The organism is Pseudomonas sp. ABFPK (genome assembly GCF_001586765.1).
Taxonomy (GTDB): domain Bacteria; phylum Pseudomonadota; class Gammaproteobacteria; order Pseudomonadales; family Pseudomonadaceae; genus Aquipseudomonas; species Aquipseudomonas asiatica.
On sequence record NZ_LQXW01000010.1, the window covers coordinates 61696 to 87616 of the forward strand.

Here is a 25921-nt window from a genome sequence, read left to right on the forward strand (position 1 = left end):
ATAGCGGCCGATGTCGCACGCGCTTACTTAATGAACCGCACCTGGCTGTTGATTTTCTCGATCACCGCCCCCTTGCGTTCGTTGAACCGGGCCTTGTTCTGCTCGAACAGGTTGTTGCCCTTGGTGTCGATGGAGATGATCAACGGGCCGAACTCGCGCACGCGGTTCACCCACAGGGTCTCCGGCATGCCCAGGTCCTGCCATTCCGCACGCTCGATCTCTTCCACCTGGGTCGCCGCCAGCACCGCGCAACCGCCCGGGAACACTGCATGCACTGCCTTGTTCTCCAGGCAACCGGTCGTGGTCTCCGGGCCCATGCCGCCCTTGCCGACGATCAGCTTGACGCCGGTCTGCTCGATGAACTGCTTCTCGAACTTTTCCATGCGCATGCTGGTGGTCGGGCCAATGGAGACCATCTCGAAGCTGCCATCATCCTTCTTCCTGACGATGGGGCCTGCGTGGAAAATCGCGCCGCCACGCAAGTCGACCGGCAGCTCGCGGCCCAGCTCGATGAGCCGGCGGTGGGCAACGTCACGGCAGGTCACCAGTTGGCCGGTGAGGTAGACCACATCGCCCACGTTGAGGTTGGCCAGGTCTTCGTCGCTGATTGGTGTGCTCAGGATCTTCTTCACAGTACTACCCCTTCGTGCGAGAGGATGTCGTAGGACAGGTCGGCGTTGATGCGGATCTTGCCGCGGCGGTGCGCCCAGCAGCCGGTGGATACCGCCACACCGATGGTGGACGGGTGGCGGGCCGAAGACTCGATGTTCACGCCCATCACGCTGCTGTTGCCGGTCAGCCCCTGCGGGCCGATACCGATTTCGTTGAGGCCTTCCTCCAGCAACTTTTCCATCATCGCCGCGCTTTCGTTGGGGTGGCTGGAGTCCACTTCGCGCAGGATGGCCTTCTTCGACAGGCGTGCCGCCGTCTCCACCGAGGTCGACACCCCTACACCCACCAGCAGTGGCGGGCAGGCGTTGACACCGCGTGAGGTAATGACATCGAAGACGAACTCGGTCACCCCTTCATAGCCTTGCCCTGGCATCAGTACCTTGGCCGAACCCGGCAGGGTGCAGCCACCGCCGGCCATGTACACGTCGACGATGGCGTAGTCGGCATCGGGAATGATTTCCCAGTCCAGCCACGGGATTTTCGAGCCGGTATTGGTGCCGGTGTTCTTCTCGATGAAGGTTTCCACCGCATTGTGGCGCAGCGGCCCCTGGATGGTGGCTTCCCTGGTGGCGTTCTCGAGGATGCCTTCCATCTCGCCCAGCAGCGGGAAGCGCGCGCCTGCCGAGACGAAGTACTGGATGACGCCGGTGTCCTGGCAGCTGGGCCGGTTGAGCTTGTCGGCGTATTCCTGGTTATCGGCCATCGAGTCGTACACGGCGATGGCCAGCGGGTTGGTTTCGGCGGCACGCAACTTGGCGGTTTTTTCCTTGACGTCGCGGGGCAGGCGCTTGCCGATATAGGCGGTGAACTTGGCCATCACGTCGGTAAGCGATGACACGGCTGTTTCTTTGTCCATGATTATTTCCTCACTGCATCACAAGGCGGGTTCTTTTTGCTGGTTTTCGAAAGGTCAGGGTGCGGGGGTGCCGGCCTCCATGCGTGCAAGGGCGGGGTGCGGAGCCGCGGCCTCGGGTTCGGGTTCGGTCGGCAACTGGCCGTCCAGGGCCTTGGCCATACGCTGCTTGTCCAGCGCACCCACCCAGTTGGCGATGGCCACGGTGCCGACCGCGTTGCCGATGGTGTTGGTAATGGCCCGGGCTTCGGACATGAAGCGGTCCACGCCCAGCAGCAGGACCATGCCGGCCACCGGGATGTTGTCCATGGTCGCCAGGGTCGCGGCCAGGGTGATGAAGCCCGAGCCGGTTACGCCGGCAGAGCCTTTGGAGGTGAGCAGCAGCACACCCAGCACGATCAGTTGGTCCATCAGGGTCAACGGTGTGTTGGTGGCCTGGGCGATGAAGATGGCGGCCATGGTGTAGTAGATGCACTGGCCGTCCGGGTTGAAGGTGAGGCCCGAAGGGATCACCAGGCCGACCACAGGCTTGGACACGCCAACCTTTTCCAGCTTGTTCATCAGTTGTGGCACTACCGACTCGGATGAGCTGGTACCCAGCACCGTGAACAGTTCTTCCTTGAGGTACTTGAGGAACTTCCACAGGTTGAAGCCGCACAGCCGGGCAATGGCGCCCAGCACCACCACCACGAACAGGAAGCAGGTCAGGTACATGGTCGCCATCAGCTTGCCCAGCGAAACGATCGAGCCCAGCCCGTACTTGCCCACGGTGAAGGCCATGGCCCCGCAGGCGGCCAGCGGTGCCACGCGCATGATCATGCCGACGATGAAGAACATGCCGTGGGAGAACGCTTCCAGCACATCCACCATCGGCTTGCCGCGCGGGCCCAGGTGGGAGAGGGCGATGCCGAACAGCGTGCTGAACAGCAGGATCGGCAGGATCTCGTTCTTGGCGAAGGCATCGGTCACGCTGCCGGGTATCACATGCAGCAGGAAGTCGATGAAGCCGCCGCTGTTGCCGGCTGCCGCGGCGGTGTAGGTGGAGATACTTTTGGCATCGAGGGTGGCGGGGTCGACGTTCATGCCCTGGCCGGGCTGCACGATATTGACCACCACCAGCCCAAGCACCAGGGCAAAGGTGGACAGCACTTCGAAGTAGATCAGCGCGCGTACGCCGACGCGACCGAGTTCCTTCATGTTTTCCATCTTGGCGATGCCCAGCACCACCGTGGCGAAGATGATCGGGGCGAAGACCATCTTGATCAGTTTGATGAAGGCATCACCGACGGGCTTCAGATCAGCGCCAACCTGCGGCCAGAACACCCCGATCAGCGCCCCGAGGGTTACGCCGATCAATACCTGTACGTAGAGCTTGCCGAACAATCGCTTGGCCATTGCCGTCTCCGAATTATTGTTGTGAGTCGGATTTATCTGGCGGCCGGGCTGCTCGTGAGGGTGCAGGTCACACCTGGCCTTGGCGGCCGAAGAGCCCAGCTTTCTTGTGGTTAATCACGCAGGGCAAAAGGTAATGGTTTTTCAAAAATGCTGTAATACAATGAAATTCAACTCATTGTTTCCCTCAGGTTAATTATGAATCCGGTATCGGAGCTGGCGTTCTTCACCCAGCTGATCAGGGTGGGTAGCCTGGCGGGCACCGCTCGCGAGCTGAACCTGACCCCGCCAGCGGTCTCCAAGCGCCTGGCGCAGCTGGAACAGCGCCTGGGCGTGCGCCTGCTAAACCGCACCACACGCAGCATCAGCCTTACCGCCGAGGGCGAGACTTACCTGGTGAATGCCAAGCGCATATTGGGCGAGATCGAGGAAATGGAGCGGCAGGTGTCCAGCAGCCGTGCCGAGCCCAAGGGCTTGCTGCGGGTCAATGCGCCGCTGGGCTTTGGCCGTACCCATGTGGGGCCGGCGGTGTCGTCGTTTGCCAAGCGCTATCCCGAAGTGGAGGTGCAACTGCACCTGACCGACCGCCCCATTGCCCTGCCGAACGACGCCATCGACGTGGCCATCCGCTTTGGCGAGCTGCCCGACTCGCGGCTGATCGCCCGCAAGATCGCAGCCAACCGCCGCCGATTGTGTGCGTCGCCCGGTTATCTGGAAGCCCACGGTACCCCCGAAGCGCCGAAGGACCTGGCCAGCCACAACTGCATCGTGTTACGCCAGAATGACGCCGCGTTCGGTATCTGGCGGCTGAGCCGCGGCAAGCAGAGCGAATCGGTGAAGGTGCATGGCAGCCTCAGCACCAATGATGGCGAGGTCGCCCTGAACTGGGCGCTGGACGGGCAGGGCATTCTGTTGCGGGCCGAGTGGAACCTGGCCGATCACCTGCGCAGCGGGCGCCTGGTGGAGGTGCTTGGCGATTACCAGACGCCGCCTGCGGATATCTATGCGGTGTACCTGGAACGCCTGAACCTGTCGGCCAAGGTGTCGTGTTTCGTCGAGCACCTGAGGGCATTCTTCCGCCAGGGGGACAACCAGGCAGCGTGGCATTGAGGCCTTTGCCACAGGCGATCGCGTTATACTCCGCGCCTTTGCCCATGCCCGGAATCCGCCCATGCGCCAGGTTTTGCTCATTGTCGATGTCCAGTCCACCTTCAGCCCGCCCGAGTGGCTGGTCGATGGCCTGCGCCGGTTGTCGGCGAACATCCCCACCATTGCCTCGGTCGAGTTGCACGACGAACAGGTCACGCCGTTCGAGCGCCAGCTTGGCTGGCACCCGGCGGCGGAGGACGAGAGCCTGGTCGAAGCTGACCAGGTGTTCGTCAAGCATGGCTACGGGCAGAGCGCAGAGGCTATCGAGTACATCCGGCAACTGGGCGTGGAGAGGGTGCTGGTATGTGGGCTGCAGACCGAAACTTGCGTGCTGGCCGCCGGTTTTGCCCTGTTCGATGCGGGGCTGATGCCCACCCTGGTCACGGACATGACTGTAGGGTCTTCGCTGGACAGGTCGGGCAAGCTGGGCATCGACCTTTGGAAGCATCACTTCCGCCAGGTCACTACCTCGGCCGAGGTGCTGGCCGAAGTGGCCTCACGAGGCTAGTGCATGCAGTCATCATGCGGGCATGCATTCGGGCTGCGCTGTCACGTAGAGAACTGAATTCGCAAGCGGTCCGCGTACCCTGTGGGAGCGGCTTTAGCCGCGAAGAATACAACGCGGTGCATGGCACCGGCTGCGCCGGTGTTCGCGGCTAAAGCCGCTCCCACAGAGTCCCTGCTAATTCAATGAGTCATGTGCAGTTCTGTGGGAGCGGCCTTGTGTCGCGAAAGGGCTGCAAAGCAGCCCCGGCAATATGTGCAGCGCAGCTGAAATCGAGGGGCTGCTGCGCAGCCCGATAGCAACACAAGGCTGCTCCTACAGAGAACGCGTCGCAAGACGAAAGCCTCAGGCCACATCCACCAGCACGATCTCGCTGTCCTCGATGGCGGTCACCCGCAGCACCTCCTCCTGCTCGATCGCCACGCCATCGCGCGCCTTGGCACGCAGCCCGTTGACCTCCACCAGCCCCTTGGCTGGCACCAGGTAACCCCGGCGAGCGGTATCGAAGCGGTACTCGGCAGTTTCACCGGCCCGCAGGGTGGCAGCCACCAACCGCGCATCGGTGCGGATCTGCAGGCTGTCCTCATCGCCCGGACGGCCGCTGGCCAGGGTTACGAAGCCTTCGCCACGCTCACCTTTGGGGAACGGCCGGGTACCCCATTGCGGTGCTTCGCCGGTGCGCTCCGGCACGATCCAGATCTGGAAAATACGCGTGTCGACGTCTTCCAGGTTGTACTCGCTATGCACGATGCCAGTGCCGGCGCTCATCACCTGCACGTCACCGGCTTCGGTACGGCCTTTGTTACCCAGGCTGTCCTGGTGACTGATCGCGCCTTCACGCACATAGGTGATGATTTCCATGTCGCGGTGCGGGTGCGGCGGGAAGCCGCTGCCAGCAGCGATCAGGTCGTCGTTCCACACCCGCAGGTTGCCCCAGTGCATGCGCGCCGGGTCGTAGTACTCGGCAAACGAGAAATGGTGGTGGGCGTCGAGCCAGCCGTGGTTGGCGTGGCCGAGGCTTTCGAACGGTCGCAGTTGCAGCATGGTCGTGCTCCTTGAATCAGTGGAATGAGGCCATGATGCGTCAAAGAAGCATCGAAAATAAGCGTAAATATCGGCTTAAAACAATCAGTAAAATTGATTTAATACGATCGAGTGTTTTATTCGCTTCATCGCCTAATCCACTGATCTGCAAGCATTCGCTGGCGATTTTTTGTCGATGCGGCGAACATGCCCGCTGATTTTGTTTTTCAACGGAGTGACCGTGGCCCACGAGCAACCCCAGGCCCCCGCCGACCTTACCCCTCCTGCACAACTGCCTTGGTTTCGCCGCCTGGCGGCCCGCCTGCTGGGGCGTGGCCTGACCCGCCTGCAGGCCCAGCACCGCGACTCCTGGTTCCTCGGCCACGCCAGCGGCCAGCGCAGTGGCCATGCCGATGGCGTGCGTGAAGGGTTCGAACGCGGGCGGGTGGAAGGTTACGAGGCCGGGCGCCAGGTGCTGGTGATCCGCGACACCCGGCCAGACACCGCCGCCGTACCGGGCCGGGATGACAACCTGTTCGATGACTGGCGCCTGCCGCTGACTGCCGAGCTGAAAAAGCGTTTCAAGGCCGATGTCGCCCAGCGTCTGCCCGCCGAGGCGCAACCCAGTGCCGCGCAATGGAAGCTGATTTTCAGTGACACACCGTCCACCTGCGTGGTGGCAGGGGCCGGGGCGGGCAAGTCCACCTCGCTGGTGCTGCGCATCCTGCTGTTGCGCCACTACCTGGGCTACGAGCTGGATGCGATGACCGTGGTCACCTTCACCCGCGAGTCGCGCAAGGACTTCATCAAGCGCCTGCTGCAGGTTTTCGCCCTGTGGCAGATCAACCTGCAACCGCCGCAGGCCCGCGAGCTTGTGCGCACGTTCCATTCGCGCATCCTGCCGCTGGTGCGCAGCCTGCCGGGCTTTGGCCAGGTGCGCGCGTTCGAAACGCTGGGCAACGAGATGCCGGCCGGGCGTGAAGCCGAGGCCGAGAGCAACCCGTTCGACCTGCGCCTGAACGATGCCCAGCGCCAGCAGCTGAACCAGTGCTACAGCACGCTGCTGGGCGAGAGCCCGCGCTTTGCCGAGCTGGTCGGCCTGTTGCGCAGCGAAGCACTGCAACTGAAGCCGCTGGACCCGAACAACCCCGATGTGCAGAAGCGCGCCCAGGTAACCCAGCTGGCTGCCCAGCGCGACGAAGAGCTGTGCGACGTGATCGAAGACCTGTGGTTCGCCGCCGGCGCCTGGCCGATCAAGGGCATCGAACCCTGCCGCGAAACCATTGAGATCCGTGGCAGCCGCTTCCATGTGCATGGTCGTCTGGCCGGCCAGGGGCCTTTGCTCGTGCTGGGCTTCGACCCGGCGGAAAGCGCGCAGTACCAGCGCCCCGGCGCCAAGCTGGCGGTGCGTGCCGAGTGGGCGGTCAAGCGCACCCTGTTGCAGGCATTTTGCGACCAGCCGCTGATCTGGCTCGACAACTACGCCATGGCCCGGCGCCTGGCAGCCTCGCTGGCCGGTGATGCCGTGGCCGGCCCCGGCTTCGAATACAAGGTCAAGGGCGAACTGGCCCCGGCGCCACTGCTCGATGCCTTTGTCGGCGCGGCGAATTTCATCGAGAACCTCGGCCTGGAAGTGAACACTGCCGTGGCGGCGATGAGCTTCCCCTCCGGCGACAGCGATGCGCTGTTTTTCGAGGCCCTGGCCCTGTACTGGAAGGCCCTGGAGGCCCACCTGCTGGACCAGTCGCCGCCGGTGATGAGCTACAACCGCATGTTCGCCTTGTTCGGCGAGAACAACCCGGAAAACCTGCAACTGCTGCCCGACCCGTTGCTGCGGCCGCTGGCGCACCTGATGATCGACGAGTTCCAGGATGTGTCGCCGCAGATCGTCAGCTGGTTGCGGGCCAGCCTCGCCGAGATCCGTCGTCGCGGCCCGGCGATGCACATCGGGCGCCATGCGCAGCATTCGTCGCTGCTGTGTGTGGGCGACGACTGGCAGTCGATCTACGGCTGGCGTGGCAGTTCGCCCAAGTACTTCATGGAATTCACCAAGGCCTTCCCGTCGCCGGCCAACACCCGGGTGATGCTGGTCGACAACTACCGTTGCCAGCAGCAGGTGATCGACGCGGCCGAACACTTGGTCAAGGGCACCCCGGCAATTGCCGGCAAGAAAGCCCGGGCCAGCGGGCCGGCGGCCGAGTTGCCAGGCTCGCCGGTCAAGGTGTTCGACCGTGACGAGGCAGCCCTGGGTGAAACGCTGATCGAGCACTACCAGCGTGGCGAGACGGTGATGATGCTGTACCGCAAGGGCAGCGACAGGGCGCTGATGAACGAGCACCTGCAAGGCGTGCTGCACGCCGAGGCGGCGTTGCCGGCCGAGCAGCGCCGGCTGCGCCAGTTGACCTACCACAGTGCCAAGGGCTTGCAGGCCGATGCAGTGTTCATGCTGGGCGACTGCCAGTACCTGACCAGTTCGCCCTACAAGAACCAGGTGTATCGCCAGGCCGGGCTGGGCAAGGCCGGTGATGCCCAACCGTTCGATACCGCGCAGAAGGAAGAGGTGCAGCGCCTGGCCTATGTGGCGGTAACCCGCGCGGTCAGGCACTGCTATTGGCATGTGGAGGCGGCCAACGCAGAGGCGGCGGCAGCGCCGCGTGCGTCGAGCCAGGTGGATGGGCGGCAGGCCTTCTTCGAAGACCTGCGAGGTCATTGATCAGCCTTCAGGCATCGAGGACGTCCGCTTGCCGGGTAAGGCTCAGCAGTAGCCCGGCTTCCACCTCCTGCTGTGCCTCGGTCAAGGCTTTCGTAGCCCTGACATAGGCTTGCTCATTGAGAGGAACCCGACGTAGCGTGCCGTTTTCGTCCAGTGCAGGGTCAGGCATTTCCGGGGCCAATGCACGTAATATCGCGTCGTCCAGGTGCGTGACCGGCTCCTGAGTTTCATCCAGGCAATAGAACAGGTAATCGAGGCCCGGGCGCCAGAAGTCGGTAATGGCTTCGAACTGGCTGGCATAATGGCGCTTGAGGTAGTCAGCCCAGACCGGCTGTTTGCTCGTCCACTGCTGTCGGGTGGTGGAATCGGCATCGAGTTCGAGCACGGCAGCCCGGACGTTGTCGACGATTTGCTGGTTTATGTTGGCGAAATGGCGATAAATCATGCCGCTGCTAGGTTCGGGGAAATCGAGCTCTTCGGCCAAGGACTGGCGCAGTGCCAGGCGAACTTCGATATCGTCGACCCGTTCTCTGGCCAGGACCGCATCAGGGATTGCCGCAGGGACATCCAGCACGTCAAGGTCCGGTAACTGACCGGCATCTCCACCTAGCGCCGCCCTGCGCACGATGCGATGCGTGCTGATGCGGTCCGCCAGTTCGTTGACTTTTTCGCGACGATACAGCTTGCGGTAAAGGTCGAGCAGCGGCTTGGCCGTGTCCCGTGCCCGCCCTGAGGCCTGGCTGGCCAGCAACTCCACTTCCAGGGCGCTGAATGCATCTGCGCCGGCATCACCGCAAGTGGGTGGGAAGGTATGCGCCACCTCGTTCAACCGCTCGCGCAGCGCTGTATCCTCGTGGGCCTGCTTCAACAGTGCCCACACTCGGGCACGCAGGCCATCCGGATCCCTTCGCGCTACCAAGGAGTAGGTCAGGGGCTCCAATACCGCTTGCAGGTCGCCATTGTCGTTCTGGTCGAACAGGTCGGACCACAGCTGCTTTTGAGGGTCTGTCGCGACATTGCGCCAGAACCCTTGCCACTCCTGTCTTTCGGGCGTGTGCTCGAAGATACTGACGCCGCTGGCTCCCAGGCGCCTGGCCGACTCGGTCTCCAGATCGTTGTAGTTGAAGAGCCAGCGGCGCTCGGGCAAGCGGGCGGCGACGTCCCGCGCATAGGGGCTGCGCAGGATACCTTCGAGGTCTGGAACATGGTGAATACGGTTGGATGAGAGGTCCAGGTAGCGCAACTGGTACTGTGGCTGATTCATCAACGTGGTCAGGCCAGTAGGAAATGCCTGCAACTGAGCATTGGATAGGTTCAGGCGCTGCAGCCGCGCCATGTAGCGTACATCAGGCGCGTGCTGCAGCGGGTTGAAGTCCAGGTCCAGTTGCTGCGGATGGATCATGTCCTGAAAGCGCGTGGAGAGGTTTTCATCGAGCGTGATGCGATTGTGCCCCAGCCTCAGGACATCCAATGGCCGGCCGCAGAGGAAAGTCAATGTCGCTTCATCCAGTGTCAGCTGGTTGCGGCGCAAATTCAGTTGGCGCAGGTCTGGCATCGCCGCCAGCACACGTTGTGCGGTGGGTGAGAGGGTAGTAAGGGTGTTGTTGGTCAGATCCAGCGTGCGCAGCCTGGGCACCGATTCAAGTGCCTCGAACAGTGCTTGCGCGTCGATTGTACGGTTGTTGGTAACTTCCAGCACTTGCAGGTTGGGGAAGCGTGACAGGAACGCCCTGTCCAGTCGTTGCAGTTGCAGCTCGTCCAGCTTGAGTTCACGGATGTGGGGCAGGCTGGCTGTGATCGCTGGCAACTCGCCTAACTGCATTCGCTCCAGCACGAGTGTGCCCAGGTTGCCGGGACCCTCCCGTCGCCAGGCGGCTTTGAGGCGGTCGGCGCATTGTTGTCGCTCGAAGCGCTGGCTGATGTTGCGTGCGGTCAGGTACCACGTTTCCAGATAGCGTTTCAGATCTTGCCACTCTGCCTGCAGTTGCCGCATTGCCGTGCCCAGGTCACCGGTCTGGCTCAGTTCGGCTCTCAAGGCGCTGATCTCGTTGCTGTTCAGTGAGGGGAAAAGTGACTTGAGCCGGCGTGTCGCGGCGCTTTCGCCGAAAGGGCCTGCTCCTCGGCCACTGAGCGGGTAACCGATTCGCCCATGTGCCAGGCGCATGGGTGAGCGAAAACCAGGCCTGATTGGCTGCTGGCCGAGCAGCACCGCGCAGCCCGAGCGGTCGGCGAGGGCGCTGGCGAACAGCTCGGCTTCACTCGCCTGCGGCTGTTCGGCTACCAATGCATCACGCAGCAGTTGGCTGTCGGCATTGGCCAGGTCTGCTCGGTACAGGCCGGTCAAGGCACGATCGAGGCGGGCACGAGCTTGCAGGTAGCGGGCTTCTTCAGCCACGCGCAAGGGCACGCGCCCGTTCTTCAGGCGTTCGCGTTCGGTGCTGTCGGCATTCGCGACGAGTTCTTCCAGGGCATTGTCAGGCAAACCGGGGAACTGGCGGCCCAAGGTCTGCGCTTCGTCGCCAAGCGGTGCGCGATGGCTTTCCAGCATGCTCGCGAAGACTTCGCGACGACGTGCTGACAGGCGGTTGGCCAATAGCTCGTTAAGGGCGCCCGGGCGCTGCTCTACTGGCGTATCGGGTAGTAGCTGCTCTATGACATCTTCATCCATCCCCGCCAGGACAATCTTGCTCAGTTCGCCATCGTCAAGCTCTTCGCGGCCGATCTCGATCTGCAGCGTGTCGGCTTTTGGCTCCGCACCGAAGTAGACTGCGTCCCCCCACTTTTCGGCACCGGTGAAGACCTTCAGCCTGTAGTTCGCGGGCCAGCCAGGCAGCTGTACCAGTTCCGGCAGCGCGAAGTTCATATGTGCAGCCAAAGGCTGGCCATGACGTACTCGGGTGATGATGCCCTCCACGTCGTCAGCCAGTCGCAGGCGCAGCAAGGTATCGGCCAGCAGAGCCGGCGGCTGCGAGCCGGTGACCTGGCTGCGACGCAAGGTGTCTGCGTCGACTTCGGTAATGCGCAATGCGGCAAGTTGCTCCGATGCATCCAGCCCCTGGCCGAACCGGCCCAGCCCCTCGAGCAACTGCGCATCGTCCCATTCGAGTGGGTTGTCGTGGGCCAACTGCCAGCGCTGGTCGCCGAGGTAGCGCAAGGCCGGAGTGTAGGCATCGGGGGCGTCCGGGTGGCGCACATGCCACTGTCCGTCGGTTTCGAACACCTCATACAGTTTGCCTTGAAGCCAAACGTGGGTTTTGCCATCGATGATGTAGAGCCCTTGGGCATTTTTCTGCACACCCACCGGCAACGAGCTCGAAGTGCTGTAAGGGCCCATGTCTGGGTGCCAAAGCCGTTCGCGGCCACCTTTCCAGACGCTTTCCAGCGCATCGACGAACCCTGATGCCTTGACCGCGCTGCTGCCGACGGCAAAACCGGCGATCACGGCGGCATTGATGGCCAGTGACTCGAGTTGTTGCAGCGCTTCCTGGGTATCGCCTTCTTCCCAGGCTTCGAACCCGGTGAATACCGAATCCATGAGGTCGTAGGCAAATACTCCAAGCATCGCGGCATCCAGCCCAGGCACGAAGAAGGCGGCCACGTTCAGTACGTTCATGCCTGCGTCCAGCCAGTGCTGCAGCCGTACCTTGCGTGCCTTGGCGTCGGCATCTGCGGTCGGTACTGCGATCGTTCTGGCATTCGCCTTGATGCGGCGCTTGTGGTCCCTGTAAAGCACTTGCCAGATGGGAAAGGCCAGGCGGGTTCGCTTGAAGTGCAGCTCAGGCTTGTCCTTGGGTTTGCGCGTGGAGGTGCCATGCTCGAACAGGGCATTTTCGAGCTTGCGGCTGAGCTCGATCTGGTTGTCCTGGTCAGCGAAGCTGATCAAGTGCTGGCGAAACGTGGTTTGCAGCAGGCGTTGACGCATGAGCGAGCCGGCCTTTTGCAAGGAAGCAAACTCCCTCACCGGGTGTTCGGAATCGTGGGGAATGTAGAGCATGCAGGGGTTGGTCTGGTCGGCTTCATCAGGGCCTATCAGCAGTACGCCATGAAGCGGGATGCCGAACAGGCTGAAGCGCCAGCAGCGAAGCTTGTGTTCGCCGTAACGCGGCGTGCTTTCGTTGTCGCATAGCTGTACCAGAGCATTGTGGCCTTTGAGCGTCAACAGGCCCTTGAGGTAGGCGATCATTGCCTCGGTTTTCAGTGCCTGCTGGCTTGCATCGATCCACTGCTGTTCGATCGCGGCCTTTCTGGAGCCTTCATAAATGCCCTGCAGGTGGTCTTGATACTGCTGGCCGAGGTCCAGGCTTCGGCAAAGGTTCACGAACGCTTCGGGCTCGAGCCCTGGAAGTGAGGCGTCGTCGTCCGGGCCAAGGGTCAGGGTGTCGAACGGGCCCACTTCGTCGGTTCCTTCGAAATTGTGCAGGGCGGCCTCCAGCAGCGTGCGCTTCTGTGGTGATCCTTCGGGGCGCTTGATGTACGTATCGTCACCGCCGAGTGAGAAATCGAGGCCGGGGACATTCACCAGCGTGGTGTACACCTTGAACGGCTGGTGCAGGTACTGGGCCTTGTCCGCTTTGACATCCGGGCCCAACCGGCTCTCGAGCAAAGGCTTGCAGAATTCGCTGATCTGCCTGAAGTCTTCGAGCAAGGCCCGCAGAGCTTTGAACTCGGCATCGCGGGCGCTGATCAGCTGCCGTAAACGCGCCTTGTCTTCATCGCTGGCTGCGGTGTACCAGGCGTAAGGCGAACCGTTTTCGTCGAGGTAGTCCTTGCGGATGCTCTGTACGACGCGGCGGGTATGGTCAGGGTGCATCGTTCGGCACCAGTCAGGCAGGTTACGGACAATCTGGGCCTGATGGAAAGGCATGGGTGTGCTGGGCATGCTGAAGTCTCCGTGGTCGATGGAGGGGCCAGTCGACAGGTTTCGCCTCGGCATGCGGTGGTATTTAGTTGAATGCACAGGTCGGTCCTGTGCACGAGAGCGTCGGTAGGGGAGCAGCGCGGGCAGGGTTGTTGGGAGATGGTGAAGCAAGGCATGGGGTAGGCATGTCGTGTGGATGACGCCGGCACGTGGGGTATGGGCCGGCGTCATGTGATGCCTGGCCATGGGCCGGCGTTCTATCAGGGAGAACTACGATGCATTCGCTGTGCAGTCCCAAGGATCACCTGCTGGACCTCGACGGTATTGAAATAGCGGTACGCACCTGGGGGGCGGAGGACGGCATCCCGGTGCTGGCTCTGCATGGCTGGCTGGACAATGCCGCCTCGTTCGAACGCCTGGCACCGATGCTCGACGGCTGCTTCGTGGTCGCCCCCGACCTGGTTGGCCACGGCCGCTCGGACCATCGCCGCCACGACAGTGGCTACTACCTGTGGGAACATGCCGAGGACATGCTGGCAGTGACCGACAGCCTGGGCCTGTCGCAATTCCATGTGCTGGCCCATGGCATGGGTACCGGGGTGGCATCGCTGCTGGCGGCCATGACCAGCGGTATTGCCAGCATGACCTTCCTCGACGGCATGGGCGCACCGTTCACGGTGGCCGAGGATGACCGCGTGCAGCACCTGGCCCGGGCCTACCGGCTCAAGCGCATGGTGCAGCGCAGCCAGCTGCAGGGTTTTGCCGAGCCGGACGTCGACCGTTTCGAGGACCTGGACACGGCGTTGGAACAACGCCGCGAGCGCCTGGACACCGAGCTGTCGGAAGAGGCAGCACGGCTGCTGGCGCTGCGTGACCTGCTGCAACTGGGCGAGGGCTATTGCTGGCGCCACGACCCACGCCTGGTGCTGCCCGAACCCATGCCGCTGACCGAGCGCGAAGCCTGCGACCTGCTCAGCCAGATCCGTTGCCCGTTGTACCTGCTGTTCGGGCGCCAGGGGGCATTCACCGGCGAAGCCTTTACCCGGCGCCAGGCGGCCTTGCCCAGCCAGGCGAAGATCTCCTGGCATCCGGGCGGGCACCACTTCCACCTGGATGCGCCGGACCGGGCGCTGGTCGATCAACTGCTGCGCATCCTCACCCGCCATGAAGGGGGCGTTCTGCAACGGTTGGTAAACGAATAACTGCATATGGTCATGCCATGCGCACGTGGGCTATGGTGGTGAATCTCATCGGGCTTGCGTGATCCCTTGTGGGAGGTTGTCCAGCTCTTTGGGCTGCGCTGTCGCGCAGATAACTGAATTCGCAAGCGATCCTCGTACCCTGTGGGAGCGGCTTTAGCCGCGAAGAATCCAACGCGGTGCATGGCACCGGCTGCGCCGGTGTTCGCGGCTAAAGCCGCTCCCACAGGGTCCCTGCTAATTCAATGAGTTATGTGCAGTTCCATGAGAGCGGGCGAAGCCCGTGCCATTCACCGCAACGCCTGATTCGCGGGCACGCCCGCTCCCATAGGAATCCAGCGGCCACAAGGAGCCTTGGCATGCGACCATTCGTCATCAAGCATATCGACCACCTCGTCCTGCGGGTCAGCGACCTGGAGCGCAGCGTCGCTTTCTACACCCAACTGCTCGGCTGCACGGTCAGCCGCGTGCGCGAAGACCTGGGAATGGTCCACCTGGCCACGGGCACGGCGATGATCGACCTGGTGACCCTGGACGGTCCCCTGGGCCAGCCAGGTGGTGCGGCGCCGGGGGCCGAGGGGCGCAACCTGCACCATTTCTGCCTGCGCATCGAGCCATTCGACGAGGCGGCACTTACGGCCTACCTGCAAGCTGCGGGGGTTAAAGTCGAACCTGCCGAAAAACGCTATGGCGCCGAAGGCGAGGGGCTGTCGCTTTACTGCTACGACCCCGATGGCAACCAGGTCGAGCTGAAAGGGCCGGTACCGGCAACGGAGGCTTCATGAGCAACCTGCACACTCGCGCGCGGTAGAGATCGCGCAAAGTTCAGGTGGATATCCCGGCAAAGCCTATTATGCTTCATCTACCTTGCTGCGATCCGAGGCGGCCCGCCTCGTCGTGCTTCGCATATCCAAAGCAAGCCCCCCAGGGCCTGGGTGCGACGGTGAAAAAAATATGAGGTGCTCCCGGCCTGCATGACGACAAGACGGAGGCACCCCATGGCGGTTCTCGACAGCACATCCACGGGCAGCGCGCCCCAACGCGGTATCACCCGGGAGGAGCGCAAGGTCATCTTCGCCTCGTCCCTGGGCACGGTATTCGAATGGTACGACTTCTACCTTTACGGCTCTCTGGCGGCGATCATCGCCAAGCACTTCTTTGCCGGGGTCAATGAAACCACCTCGTTCATCTTCGCCTTGCTGGCCTTTGCCGCCGGCTTTGCCGTGCGGCCATTCGGCGCCATCGTGTTCGGTCGCCTGGGCGACATGATCGGGCGCAAGTACACCTTCCTCATCACCATCGTCATCATGGGCTTGTCCACCGCTGTGGTGGGCCTGTTGCCCAGCTATGCCACGATCGGCGTGGCAGCGCCAATCATCCTCATCAGCCTGCGCCTGCTGCAGGGCCTGGCACTGGGTGGCGAGTACGGCGGTGCGGCCACCTACGTGGCCGAACATGCACCCAAGGGCCGGCGCGGCTTTTTCACCGCCTGGATCCAGACCACGGCCACCCTGGGGCTGTTCCTCTCGCTGCTGGTGATCATGGCCTGCCGCACGGCCATGGGTAACGAGGTGTTCGAGGCCTGGGGCTGGCGAGTGCCATTCCTGCTGTCGATACTGCTGCTGGCGATTTCGGTGTACATCCGCATGCAACTCAACGAGTCGCCGGTGTTCATGAAGATGAAGGCCGAGGGCAAGGCGTCCAAGGCGCCACTGACCGAGTCGTTCGCCCGCTGGGACAACCTCAAGGTGGTGGTCATGGCGCTGCTCGGTGGCACCGCCGGCCAGGCCGTGGTGTGGTACACCGGGCAGTTCTATGCGCTGTTCTTCCTGTTGCAGATGCTCAAGATCGAGCCGCAGACCGCCAACCTGCTGATTGCCGGTTCGCTATTGATCGGCACACCGTTCTTCATCTTCTTCGGCAGCCTGTCCGACCGCATCGGCCGCAAGAAAATCATCATGGCCGGTTGCATCATCGCCGCGCTGACCTACTTCCCGATCTTCAAGGCACTGACCCAGTACGGCAACCCGGACGTGTTCGTCGCCCAGGAGCAGAACCCGGTGGTGGTGATGGCAGACCCTGCCCAGTGCGCGTTCCAGTTCGACCCGGTGGGCAAGGCCAAATTCACCAGTTCGTGCGATATCGCCAAGAGCCTGCTGGCCAAGCGGGCCATCCCCTATACCAACGAAGCGGCAGAACCTGGCAGCGTGGCGCAGATCCGCATTGGTGAACGGGTGCTGCCAAGCTTTGATGGACGCAGCCTGGCGGCAGCGGACTTCAAGGCACAGAGCGATGCCTTTATCGCGACCTTGACCGGGGCGTTGAAGGAAGCCGGCTACCCGGAAAAGGCCGACCCGGCGAAGATCCACTACCCGATGGTGCTGTTGCTGCTGACCATTCTGGTGATCTACGTGACCATGGTCTACGGGCCGATCGCGGCCTGGCTGGTGGAGCTGTTCCCGGCACGCATCCGTTACACCTCGATGTCGCTGCCTTACCACATCGGCAACGGCTGGTTCGGCGGCTTCCTGCCGACCGTGGCGTTTGCCATGGTGGCGGCGACCGGGGATATCTATTACGGCTTGTGGTACCCGATCGTGATTGCAGTGATGACGGCGGTGCTGGGGATCTTCTTCCTGCCGGAGACCAAGGACCGCGATATCAACCACACTTGAAGGTTGAGGCTGACTGTGCCGGCCTCTTCGCGGGCAAGCCCGCGAAGAGGCCGGCACAGTCAACCCATCAGTCGAAATACCCACGCAACCCAAAGGCATACCCGGTATCCACCCCAGCAGCCTCGCCGCGGCTCCAGCGCTTCTTCAACACGAACTCGAACGCTGGCTCGTACAGCCCGTCCCGCACCAGTGCACCCGCCAGCACCTCCACGTCATACCAGCCATTGTCCAGCTCGATGATCGGCCGCCCCGGCACCTGGTAACGCGCCATCAGGTCACCCAGTGTCTTGGGCGTGAAGTGCTGCAGGATGCGCCAGGTGTACAGCATCAGCGCACCGTGCTCGACCTGCAGCACATAGCCATTGCGGCGGTGCTTCAGGCGGCTGCCGGGTTCACGCAGGGCCGGGGTATGGTTGTCCAGGGTGAACAGGATGCGGTAGGGCAGGTTATCGACCCCGGCCAGTGGCAGCACGACCCCTTCGCGCACGGCTTGGTCGCCGCTGTCGCCGTGGGTGAAGGCATGGGCAAGGTCGTCGGGCAATTCATGTTGTTGCTTGAAGCGCTCGAGCAACTGGATATCGCCGAGCAGAAAGTAGTCGACCAGGTCGTTGAGCACTTCGCTGAATTCGTGGCGCATCTGTTTTCCTTGTTGGTGCGCGTGAGGGCAATGGCAAATGTAGCACTTCAGATTGGCTTCAGATTGCCCCCTGATACTGCCCCCAACACCTGACTTGAAAGGGGGACCGCCATGACTCAGGCAGACAGCGCCAGCCTGTTTCCACTGGCTATCGGCAGCCACGGCGAGCGCCTTGCCCGCATGACGCTGAAACGCTCGGGGGAGCCCGGGCGCGACGAGCTGGAACAGTTCATTCACGCCCGCTTTGCCTGCGCGCACCACGCCGACGTGCAGCACTACCTGCCCGAACTGCTCGGCCTGCATGACAGCCACGGGCGCCTGATGGCCGCCGCCGGCATACGCCTGGCCAGCAGTGGGCCGACCTTCCTCGAGCGTTATCTGGATGAGCCGCTGGAAGTGGCCGTGACCCGGCTGTCTGGCAGCTCGGTGAGCCGTGCACAGCTGGTCGAAGTGGGCAACCTGGCCGCGCTCAGCGCCGGCAGCGCGCGGATCATGATCATTGCCGTGACCTGGTTGCTGGCTGCCCGCGGTTTGCAGTGGGTGGCCTTCACCGGTGCCGCGACCCTGGTCAACAGCTTTCATCGCCTGGGCCTGGTGCCGACGGCGCTGGCTGTGGCCGACCCTGGCCGGCTGAACGGCGATGCCGACAGTTGGGGCAGTTACTACGCGCAGCACCCGCAAGTGTTCGTCGGCAACATCGGCTACGGCCATGCAGCCCTGGCCCGCGGCGGCGTTTTCGAGCGGCTGGGCTTGCCCGCGAGCGTGCAGGAGGCCGGCCATGCCGCGTGAATGCCAGCTGTTCAGGGAAGTGTTGCAACTGCATGCCCGCCACCGAGGGGCGCAACCGGCGTTGCTGGGCCTTGGCGGGCCGTTCACCTATCAACAATTGCTGGACGAGGTCGAGCAACGCCAGGCCTGGCTGAGCGCGCAGCCACCGGGCACTTTTGCCCTGGCCCTGGAGAACGGTCCCGAGGCGCTGTTCTGGGACCTGGCGGCGCTGTTTGCGGCGCGCCCCATCGTTATTCTGCCGGCGTTCTTCAGCAGCGCCCAGCGCCGCCACTGCCTGGCACAGAGCGGGGCTGTGCTGGCGCTGGCCGACGAGGCCTTCGCTGACGACTTGCACGCCAGCGGCTTCTCTGCCGGTGAGCGCTTCTGGAGCCGGCAGCCGCCAGCGGCCGCACCCTTGCCACCGGGTACCGCGAAGATTACCTACACCTCCGGCAGTACCGGTGCACCCAAGGGCGTATGCCTGAGCGCCGAGGCCATGCTGCGGGTAGCGCGTGAGCTGGAGGCTGCCAGCCGGCCCACGGCGCCAGGCAAGTACCTGGCGGTATTGCCTCTGGCGGTGCTGCTGGAAAACCTGGGCCTGTACGCGGCCCTGCTGGCCGGGGCGAGCATTGCCCTGTATCCGCAGGCGCAACTGGGTTTTCGCGGTGCCAGTCAGGTCGACTTCAAGCAATTGCTGGGCGCCATCGCCTTGAGTGGTGCCGAAAGCCTGATCCTGGTGCCGCAACTGCTGCTTGGGCTGGTCACCGCCATCGAGCGCGGCCTGATGCGGGTCGGCCCGTTGCGCTTCGTGGCGGTGGGCGGCGCGCGGGTGGCGCCGAGCCTGCTGGCCCGGTCCCAGGCCATCGGGCTACCGGTGTTCGAGGGCTATGGCTTGTCCGAATGCGCTTCGGTGGTATGCCTCAACCGCCCCGGGGCGCATCGTGCGGGCAGTGTCGGGCGGCCGCTGCCGCATGTGCAGGTGCGCATTGCCGAAGATGGCGAAGTGCAGGTGGCCGGTTCGGCGTTGCTCGGCTACCTGGGCGAACCACCCTTCAGCGAGCCGTGGTTGTCGACCGGTGACCTGGGCCACTTCGACAGCGACGGCTTCCTGTACCTGGCCGGGCGCAAGAAGCACCAGTACAGCACCAGCTTCGGGCGCAACGTCAACCCCGAATGGGTCGAGGCCGAACTGACCCAGGGCGGGGTGATCGCCCAGGCGTTCGTCCACGGCGAAGGCCTGGCACACAACCTGGCGTTGATCTGGCCGCCGGACCCGCAGGCTGACGACCACACCCTGGAACAGGCCATCCGCCAGGCCAATGCCGGCCTGCCGGACTATGCCCGGGTGCATGCCTGGCGGCGTCTGCCCGAACCTTTGAGTGCCGCCGGGCAAACCCTGACCGCCAACGGCCGGCCACGCCGCGAACAGATCCTGCGGTGTTACCAGTCCCTGTTATCCGACCTTCAATGATCTACGAGGTTTGCCATGCTTTTCTTCGACATGCTGCAGCAGGAAACCGCCGACGAGCGTACGGCATTGTTCAGTGTCCCGGTCATCCGCGACGCGCTGGCCGGCAAGGCCAGCCTCGAGGCCTATGTGGCCTTTCTCACCCAGGCCTACCACCACGTGCGGCACACCGTGCCATTGATGATGGCCTGCGGGGCCCGTTTGCCGGCGCGGCTGGAGTGGCTGCGCGGCGCAGTGTGCGAGTACATCGACGAGGAGTACGGCCATGAGCGCTGGATTCTCGATGACATCGCCGCCTGCGGTGGCGACCCGCACCAGGTGGCCGGCGGCCGGCCGGCATTGCCCATCGAGCTGATGGTGGCATTTCTCTACGACCAGATTGCCCGTGGCAACCCGGTCGGGCTGTTCGGTATGGTCAACGTGCTCGAAGGCACCAGCATTGCCCTGGCCACCCAGGCTGCCGGTACCCTGCAGAGCAGCCTCGGCCTGCAGGACAAGGCGTTCAGCTACCTGAGTTCCCACGGCGCCCTGGACCAGGACCACATGGCCACCTACCGTGGCCTGATGAACCGTCTGGACCAGCCAGAAGACCAGCAGGCGGTAATCCACGCTGCCAAAGTGGTGTATCGCCTGTATACCGCCATGTTCGAAGGGCTGCCGCGTACCGCGCAGCAGGAGGTAAAGCATGCGCTTGCCTGATTGCGTGGCGGTGCTCACCGGTGCCAGCGGTGGCATCGGCCTGGAGTTGGCGGCCCAGCTATGCAGTGCCGGTGCTCGCGTACTGGCGGTCAGCCGGCAGCAGGGCAAGCTGACCGAACTGATGGCGCGCTACCCCGGGCAATTGCGCTGGCAGCAGGCCGACCTGCGCTGCGCCGAAGGCCGCCGTGATGTGCTGGAGGCGGCGCGGGCGATGGGTAGTTGCAATCTGTTGATCAACGCCGCCGGGGTCAACCGCTTCGCCTTGCTCGAACAGATGGACGAGGCCGCCCTCGACGAGTTGTTCGACCTCAACATCAAGGCCGCCGTGCAGCTCACCCGCCTGTGCCTGCCGCTGCTGCGCGCCCAGCCCAGTGCGCTGGTGGTGAACGTGGGGTCGATCTACGGCTCCATCGGCTACCCAGGCTATGCCACCTACTGCGCCAGCAAGTTTGCCTTGCGCGGGTTCTCCGAGGCATTGCGCCGCGAGCTTGCCGACACCTCGGTGAACGTGTTGTATGCCGCACCGCGCACTACCCGCACGACGATGAACAGTAGCGCCGCGCAGGCCCTTAATCAGGCGTTGAAGGTAGGCGTCGATGACCCGCAGGATGTCGCCCGGGCGGTGCTCGACGCGGTGCAGGCCGAGCGCAGCGAACTGTACCTGGGTTGGCCGGAGAAACTCTTCGTGCGCCTTAACGGCATGCTGCCAGGCGTGGTCGACCGCGCCCTGCGCAAGCAATTGCCGCTGATCCGTCGCTACAGCAACTGGCACAGCAAGGAGTCGAGCAAATGAAACGTCTGATACTGGCCAGCCTGCTGGCCATCGCCCCGTTCACCTGGGCCCTCGACCAGAACGGTACCCAGCAACTCAACGCCATCCAGCAGCGCTGGGCGGTGGTTCGCTATAACCTGCCCGAAGCCCAGCGTGCCGGGGCATTCGAGGCCCTGGCGGCACAGTCGGCGGCGTTGGTGCACCAGCATCCGGGCTCGGCCGAGCCGCTGATCTGGGACGGCATCGTCAACAGCAGCTGGGCCGGCGCCACCGGTGGGTTGGGCGCGTTGGGCAAGGTCAAGGCCGCCCGCGCCAGCCTGGAAAAGGCCCTGGCCATGGACCCCAAGGCGCTGCAAGGCTCGGCCTACACCAGCCTGGGCGCGCTGTACGACCAGGTGCCCGGCTGGCCATTGAGCTTCGGCGACCAGGCCAAGGCCGAGGCCATGCTGCGCCAGGCGCTGGCGATCAACCCCGACGGTATCGACAGCAACTATTTCTGGGCCGACCACCTGTACCGGCAAAACCGCTACGACGAAGCCCGCGCCGCCCTGCAAAAGGCATTGCAGGCACCGCCCCGGCCCGGGAGAGAGTTGGCCGACCAGGGCCGGCGTGGTGAAATCGATGCTTTACTCAAAGCGATCAAGGACAAACAGGATTAAGCATGCGCTTGCTGCTGGTAGAAGACGACGCCGCGTTGGGGGAGGGGATTTGTGACGGCCTGCGCCGCGAGGGCTATACCCTCGACTGGTTGCAGGATGGCGCCAGTGCCTTGCATGCCCTGTGCCACGAAGAGTTCGACCTGGCCATCCTCGACCTGGGCTTGCCGCGCCTGGATGGTATCGAGTTGCTGCGGCGCCTGCGTGCGGCCGGGAAGACCCTGCCGGTGCTGGTGCTGACCGCCCGCGACGCCACCGATGACCGCATTGCCGGGCTGGATGCCGGCGCCGACGACTACCTGGTCAAACCCTTCGACCTCAACGAACTCAAGGCCCGCTTGCGGGCCTTGCTGCGGCGCAGTAGCGGCCGCGCCCGCGTGCTGATAGAGCATGCCGGGGTATGCCTGGATCCGGTCAGCCAGCAGGTGCACTACCTGGGCCAGCCGGTGGTACTCACGCCCAAGGAATACCTGCTTCTGCACGAACTGCTGGCTCAGCCGGGCAAGGTGTTCACCCGCGAACGCCTGACCCAGTTGCTGTATGGCTGGGATGAAGAGCCGGAGAGCAACACCCTGGAAGTGAACATCTACCACCTGCGCAAGAAGCTGTTCAACGGCCTGATCCGCACCGTGCGCGGGATTGGCTACCTGGTGGAACGCAAGTCATGAGCTCGTTGCGCCAACGCACCTTGTGGCGGGTGATGCTGCTGTTGCTGGTCGGCAGCGGGTTGCTGGCGCTGTATAACTATCACGACAGCCGCCACGAAATTAACGAAGTGTACGATGCCCACCTGGCGCAGAACGCCCGGCTGCTGCAGGGCATCATGAGCCTGCCGGTGCAAGAGCAGAGCCGTGACGAGTTGTACCGCGCCTTCGACGAGGCCTTGAGCAAGGCCGGGCACCACAAGGTGGGGCACCGCTACGAGAGCAAGCTGGCCTTCCAGGTATGGGCCGACGACGGCGGGCTGCTGGTACACACGCCCAGCGCCCCGCAGCTGGGGCAGGCGCCGCGGGTGCCGGGTTTTGCCGATGTGGTGGTGGATGGGCGCCGTTGGCGCAGTTTTGTCTTGCCGGTGCCGGAAAAACACTGGGTGATCTGGGTGGGCGAGCGCAACGACGTGCGTGACGACCTGATCGAACGCATCGTGCAGCACACGCTGTTGCCATTCCTGTTCGGCAGCCTGGCCCTGGCCTTGCTGGTGTGGGCGGCCATCGGCTGGGGGCTGCGGCCGCTGCAGAACATGGCCAGGGTGATCCGCGCCCGTCACGCCGAGTCGCTCGAGCCGTTGCAGCTGGTGCCGTTGCCTAAGGAGCTGGAGCCGATGCAGGCGGCGATCAACCGCCTGCTCGGGCAGATCGACGACCTGCTGCGCCGCGAGCACCGTTTCATCGCCGACGCTGCCCACGAGATGCGCACGCCCTTGGCCATCCTGCGCCTGCATGCGCAGAACGCCCTGAATGCAGACAGCGCTGCCGAGCGGGACAAGGCCCTGCAGTTCCTGATGGGCGGTGTCGACCGCCTTGCCCGGGTGGTCAACCAGCTGTTGACCCTGGCCCGCCTGGAGCCGCGACCAGGCCGGCGTGACTGGCCGCGGGTGGACCTGGAGGGCGTGGTGGCCGAGACTCTGGCAGAGCTTACCCCCTGGATACTGGAGCGCGGGCTGGAGCCTTCGCTGGACATCGCCGCCGGCGACTACCATTTGCACACCGACGCTGGCGCGCTGGGTATTGCCTTGCAGAACCTGGTGGCCAATGCCGTGGACCATTCGCCTGCAGGCGGTCGCGTCACCGTGACACTGCAGCGCGAAGGCCAGGCCCTGCTGGTCAGCGTCGACGACGAAGGGCCGGGCATAGCGGTGGTTGACCAGCAGCGGGTGTTCGAGCGTTTCTACAGCAAGGGCTCGACCAATGGCGCCGGGCTGGGGTTGTCGATCGTCAGCACCATCATGACCCGCCTGGGTGGCAGCGTGCAGTTGCGCAACCAGACGCCACACGGATTGCGCGCGACCTTGCGCCTGCCCGTGGAGCCCTGAACGCTGGCTAGTGTTTCTGGGCGATCTGGATCAGGTTGCCGCAAGTGTCATCGAACACCGCTACGGTGACCGGCCCCATGGCAGTAGGCGTTTGGGTGAACTGCACGCCCGCTGCGCACAGCCGGGTATATTCGGCCTGGATGTCCCGCACGCCGAACGAGGTGGCGGGGATGCCGTCCTGCTTGAGCGCGGCCTTGTAGACCTTGGCGGCCGGGTGCGCGTCGGGCTCGAGCAGCAGCTCGACGCCGTTGGGGTCGTTGGGGGAGGTGAGGGTCAGCCAGCGGTGTCGGCCCATGGGGATGTCGTGCTTGGGCTCGAAACCGAGTACGTAGTGGTAGAAAGCCAGGGCCTTGGCCTGGTCGTCGACGAGGATGCTGGTGACTATGATCTTCATGAACGCACACCGTATGCCTGGAGTCGTTGAGTACCAGTAAAGACAATCAGCGGCATTTGGCCAGGGCACCGGGTTCACTGCTAACCCTGCAACGCGATCCGACAGCATTTCTCTTCACGGTCAAAGTTCCAGATGGGTTGGTGGCAATGGGGGTTGTAGCGTTGATCGGGCGATACCACCCAAACCAAGGAGTGAACCCCATGCAAGAAGAACCCGTTAACAAGCCAGACGACACGCTCGACCGCGAACAGCTGGAAAATGCAGAACCGCAGGCAACGTTGTCCAGGCGCAAGCGCGGTATAGGGCCAGTAGTCGGCATGCCCTGCAGGCCAGGGTACAAGCTGATTGGTGATGACTGTGTAATCGCCAATATCGATTTCGAGTGAAGCAAAGGGGGGGGGCGCATCGCGCCCCTCGTAAAAACCTGCTCAAGCCATAGGTAAATCCTTCATCACCCGGCCCCCACCCAGCCGCTGCCGAGGGTAAAGTGACAGGCATGATCCCAGCGCGCCCAGACCGGCGTCAGAGAGGTGCCCGTGGCGGCCTACACATTGCGACAACTCAAGTACTTCGTCACCACCGTCGAGGCCGGCAGCGTGGCCGAGGCTTCACGCCAGCTGTACATTGCCCAGCCGTCCATCTCCACGGCCATCAAGAGCCTGGAAGAAAGCTTCGGCGTGCAGCTGTTCATCCGCCACCACGCCCAGGGTGTGTCTCTGACGCCCAGCGGCAAGCGCTTCTATGCCAAGACCAAGTCGCTGCTGCAGATGGCCCACGAGTTCGAGCAGAACGCCCTGGCCGACAACGACACCGTGGCCGGGCAAATCGACATCGGCTGCTTCGAAACCGTGGCACCGCTGTACCTGCCGCGCCTGATCGCCGGCTTTCGCCAGCGTTACCCGGGGGTGGATATCCGCCTGCGCGACGGCGAGCAGCAGGACCTGATCCAGGGTCTGACTGCCGGTACCTTCGACCTGGCGTTCCTCTACGACCATGACCTGGACGGCACCATCGAGGCCGAGCCGCTGATGCCGCCGCAGAAGCCCTATGTGCTGCTCCCGGAGAACCACCGCTTCGCCGGGCAGGCCCAGGTGTCGCTGCGCGATCTGTGCCCGGAGCCGATGATCCTGCTGGACGTTGCCCCCAGCCGTACCTACTTCGTCAGCCTGTTCAACGAAATGGGCCTGACGCCCAATATCGTCTTCAGTTCGCCGTCGATCGAGATGGTACGCGGCATGGTCGGGCAGGGCTTTGGCTTTTCGCTGCTGGTGACGCGGCCGCATTCGGAGTACACCTACGACGGGCAACGCCTGGCCATGCTGGATATCGCCGAGCCAGTGGCGCTGTCAGGGCTGGCGGCTGCGTGGTTGAAACGGGTGCAACTGACCAAGCCGGCGCAGTTGTTCGTCGAGTTTTGCCGGGAAGAACTGGCCAAGTTCTGAAACGGGCACGCCAT

At 63.7% G+C, this 25921-nt stretch carries 22 protein-coding genes; 15 read left to right on the forward strand and 7 right to left on the reverse strand.

All coding sequences use genetic code 11. The features are described 5' to 3' along the window. Positions 1 to 23: 23 nt before the first annotated feature. Genes ttdB through WM94_RS08410 form a run of 3 tightly spaced genes read right to left on the reverse strand, consistent with a single transcriptional unit; the run spans position 24 to position 2920 of the window. A complete protein-coding gene (ttdB, locus tag WM94_RS08400; protein WP_003259286.1) occupies positions 24 to 632 on the reverse strand; it encodes a L(+)-tartrate dehydratase subunit beta in 609 nt (202 codons plus the stop codon). After that, complete coding sequence (ttdA, locus tag WM94_RS08405; protein WP_013972067.1) at positions 629 to 1528, reverse strand: L(+)-tartrate dehydratase subunit alpha; 900 nt, start codon at positions 1526 to 1528, stop codon at positions 629 to 631. The genes ttdB and ttdA overlap by 4 nt, the downstream gene beginning before the upstream one ends. A gap of 54 nt (positions 1529 to 1582) precedes the next feature. Further along, complete coding sequence (locus tag WM94_RS08410; protein ID WP_061550944.1) at positions 1583 to 2920, reverse strand: dicarboxylate/amino acid:cation symporter; 1338 nt, start codon at positions 2918 to 2920, stop codon at positions 1583 to 1585. 195 nt (positions 2921 to 3115) lie between these two features. On the opposite strand from WM94_RS08410, the gene WM94_RS08415 reads away from it, so the two are divergent. Beyond that, positions 3116 to 4027, forward strand: a complete 912-nt coding sequence (locus tag WM94_RS08415; protein ID WP_061550945.1) for a LysR substrate-binding domain-containing protein — start codon at positions 3116 to 3118, stop codon at positions 4025 to 4027. 61 nt (positions 4028 to 4088) lie between these two features. After that, on the forward strand, positions 4089 to 4574 hold the full coding sequence (locus WM94_RS08420) for an isochorismatase family protein (RefSeq protein ID WP_061302472.1): 486 nt from the start codon (positions 4089 to 4091) through the stop codon (positions 4572 to 4574). 342 nt (positions 4575 to 4916) lie between these two features. On the opposite strand, the gene WM94_RS08425 is transcribed toward WM94_RS08420, so the two are convergent. Next, positions 4917 to 5615, reverse strand: coding sequence for a pirin family protein (locus tag WM94_RS08425; RefSeq protein ID WP_061550946.1), 699 nt, complete (start codon positions 5613 to 5615; stop codon positions 4917 to 4919). Positions 5616 to 5790: 175 nt separating this feature from the next. On the opposite strand from WM94_RS08425, the gene WM94_RS08430 reads away from it, so the two are divergent. After that, positions 5791 to 8307: a UvrD-helicase domain-containing protein gene (locus WM94_RS08430; RefSeq protein ID WP_061302471.1), complete on the forward strand. Its 2517-nt coding sequence runs from the start codon at positions 5791 to 5793 to the stop codon at positions 8305 to 8307. Positions 8308 to 8314: 7 nt separating this feature from the next. Here WM94_RS08430 and WM94_RS08435 read toward each other — a convergent pair whose 3' ends face one another. Then, complete coding sequence (locus WM94_RS08435) at positions 8315 to 13186, reverse strand: NEL-type E3 ubiquitin ligase domain-containing protein (protein ID WP_371264019.1); 4872 nt, start codon at positions 13184 to 13186, stop codon at positions 8315 to 8317. Between the two features lie 254 nt (positions 13187 to 13440). On the opposite strand from WM94_RS08435, the gene WM94_RS08440 reads away from it, so the two are divergent. The 3 genes from WM94_RS08440 (at position 13441) to WM94_RS08450 (ending at position 17039) form a co-directional block, all read left to right on the forward strand. Further along, positions 13441 to 14367 (forward strand): alpha/beta fold hydrolase, encoded by a 927-nt coding sequence (locus WM94_RS08440; protein WP_061550948.1) that lies wholly within the window; start codon positions 13441 to 13443, stop codon positions 14365 to 14367. Positions 14368 to 14723: 356 nt separating this feature from the next. Beyond that, positions 14724 to 15149 carry a VOC family protein gene (locus WM94_RS08445; RefSeq protein WP_061550949.1) on the forward strand — a complete coding sequence of 142 codons (426 nt, stop codon included), beginning with the start codon at positions 14724 to 14726 and terminating at the stop codon, positions 15147 to 15149. Between the two features lie 213 nt (positions 15150 to 15362). Further along, positions 15363 to 17039, forward strand: coding sequence for an MFS transporter (locus WM94_RS08450; protein ID WP_061550950.1), 1677 nt, complete (start codon positions 15363 to 15365; stop codon positions 17037 to 17039). Between the two features lie 67 nt (positions 17040 to 17106). Here the strand turns inward: WM94_RS08450 and WM94_RS08455 are convergent, their stop codons facing one another. Then, positions 17107 to 17676 (reverse strand): hypothetical protein, encoded by a 570-nt coding sequence (locus tag WM94_RS08455; RefSeq protein ID WP_013972078.1) that lies wholly within the window; start codon positions 17674 to 17676, stop codon positions 17107 to 17109. 111 nt (positions 17677 to 17787) lie between these two features. Here WM94_RS08455 and WM94_RS08460 point away from each other — a divergent pair, with 111 nt between their 5' ends. The 7 genes from WM94_RS08460 to WM94_RS08490 are packed head-to-tail and all read left to right on the forward strand — an operon-like array spanning position 17788 to position 24071. Continuing rightward, a complete protein-coding gene (locus tag WM94_RS08460; protein ID WP_061550951.1) occupies positions 17788 to 18465 on the forward strand; it encodes a thermostable hemolysin in 678 nt (225 codons plus the stop codon). Next, complete coding sequence (locus WM94_RS08465) at positions 18455 to 19915, forward strand: AMP-binding protein (protein WP_061550952.1); 1461 nt, start codon at positions 18455 to 18457, stop codon at positions 19913 to 19915. Before WM94_RS08460 ends, WM94_RS08465 begins: the two co-directional genes overlap by 11 nt. A 15-nt stretch (positions 19916 to 19930) precedes the next feature. Next, complete coding sequence (locus tag WM94_RS08470; protein WP_061550953.1) at positions 19931 to 20611, forward strand: TenA family transcriptional regulator; 681 nt, start codon at positions 19931 to 19933, stop codon at positions 20609 to 20611. After that, on the forward strand, positions 20598 to 21404 hold the full coding sequence (locus tag WM94_RS08475; RefSeq protein WP_013972081.1) for an SDR family oxidoreductase: 807 nt from the start codon (positions 20598 to 20600) through the stop codon (positions 21402 to 21404). Before WM94_RS08470 ends, WM94_RS08475 begins: the two co-directional genes overlap by 14 nt. Further along, positions 21401 to 22042 carry a tetratricopeptide repeat protein gene (locus WM94_RS08480; protein WP_024086786.1) on the forward strand — a complete coding sequence of 214 codons (642 nt, stop codon included), beginning with the start codon at positions 21401 to 21403 and terminating at the stop codon, positions 22040 to 22042. The genes WM94_RS08475 and WM94_RS08480 overlap by 4 nt, the downstream gene beginning before the upstream one ends. Before the next feature lie 2 nt (positions 22043 to 22044). Further along, positions 22045 to 22707, forward strand: a complete 663-nt coding sequence (locus WM94_RS08485) for a response regulator (protein ID WP_003259308.1) — start codon at positions 22045 to 22047, stop codon at positions 22705 to 22707. Continuing rightward, a complete protein-coding gene (locus WM94_RS08490) occupies positions 22704 to 24071 on the forward strand; it encodes a sensor histidine kinase (protein WP_061550954.1) in 1368 nt (455 codons plus the stop codon). The genes WM94_RS08485 and WM94_RS08490 overlap by 4 nt, the downstream gene beginning before the upstream one ends. Positions 24072 to 24078: 7 nt before the next feature. Here the strand turns inward: WM94_RS08490 and WM94_RS08495 are convergent, their stop codons facing one another. Then, entirely contained in the window at positions 24079 to 24465 is a 387-nt protein-coding gene (locus WM94_RS08495; protein WP_061550955.1) for a VOC family protein, read from the reverse strand. 200 nt (positions 24466 to 24665) lie between these two features. Here WM94_RS08495 and WM94_RS08500 point away from each other — a divergent pair, with 200 nt between their 5' ends. Together WM94_RS08500 and WM94_RS08505 are read left to right on the forward strand one after the other, a co-directional pair. After that, positions 24666 to 24851, forward strand: coding sequence for a hypothetical protein (locus tag WM94_RS08500; RefSeq protein WP_061550956.1), 186 nt, complete (start codon positions 24666 to 24668; stop codon positions 24849 to 24851). A gap of 150 nt (positions 24852 to 25001) precedes the next feature. Continuing rightward, the gene (locus WM94_RS08505; RefSeq protein WP_013972086.1) at positions 25002 to 25907 is read left to right on the forward strand and encodes a LysR family transcriptional regulator; all 906 of its coding nucleotides are present in this window, start codon (positions 25002 to 25004) and stop codon (positions 25905 to 25907) included. Positions 25908 to 25921: the final 14 nt, after the last annotated feature.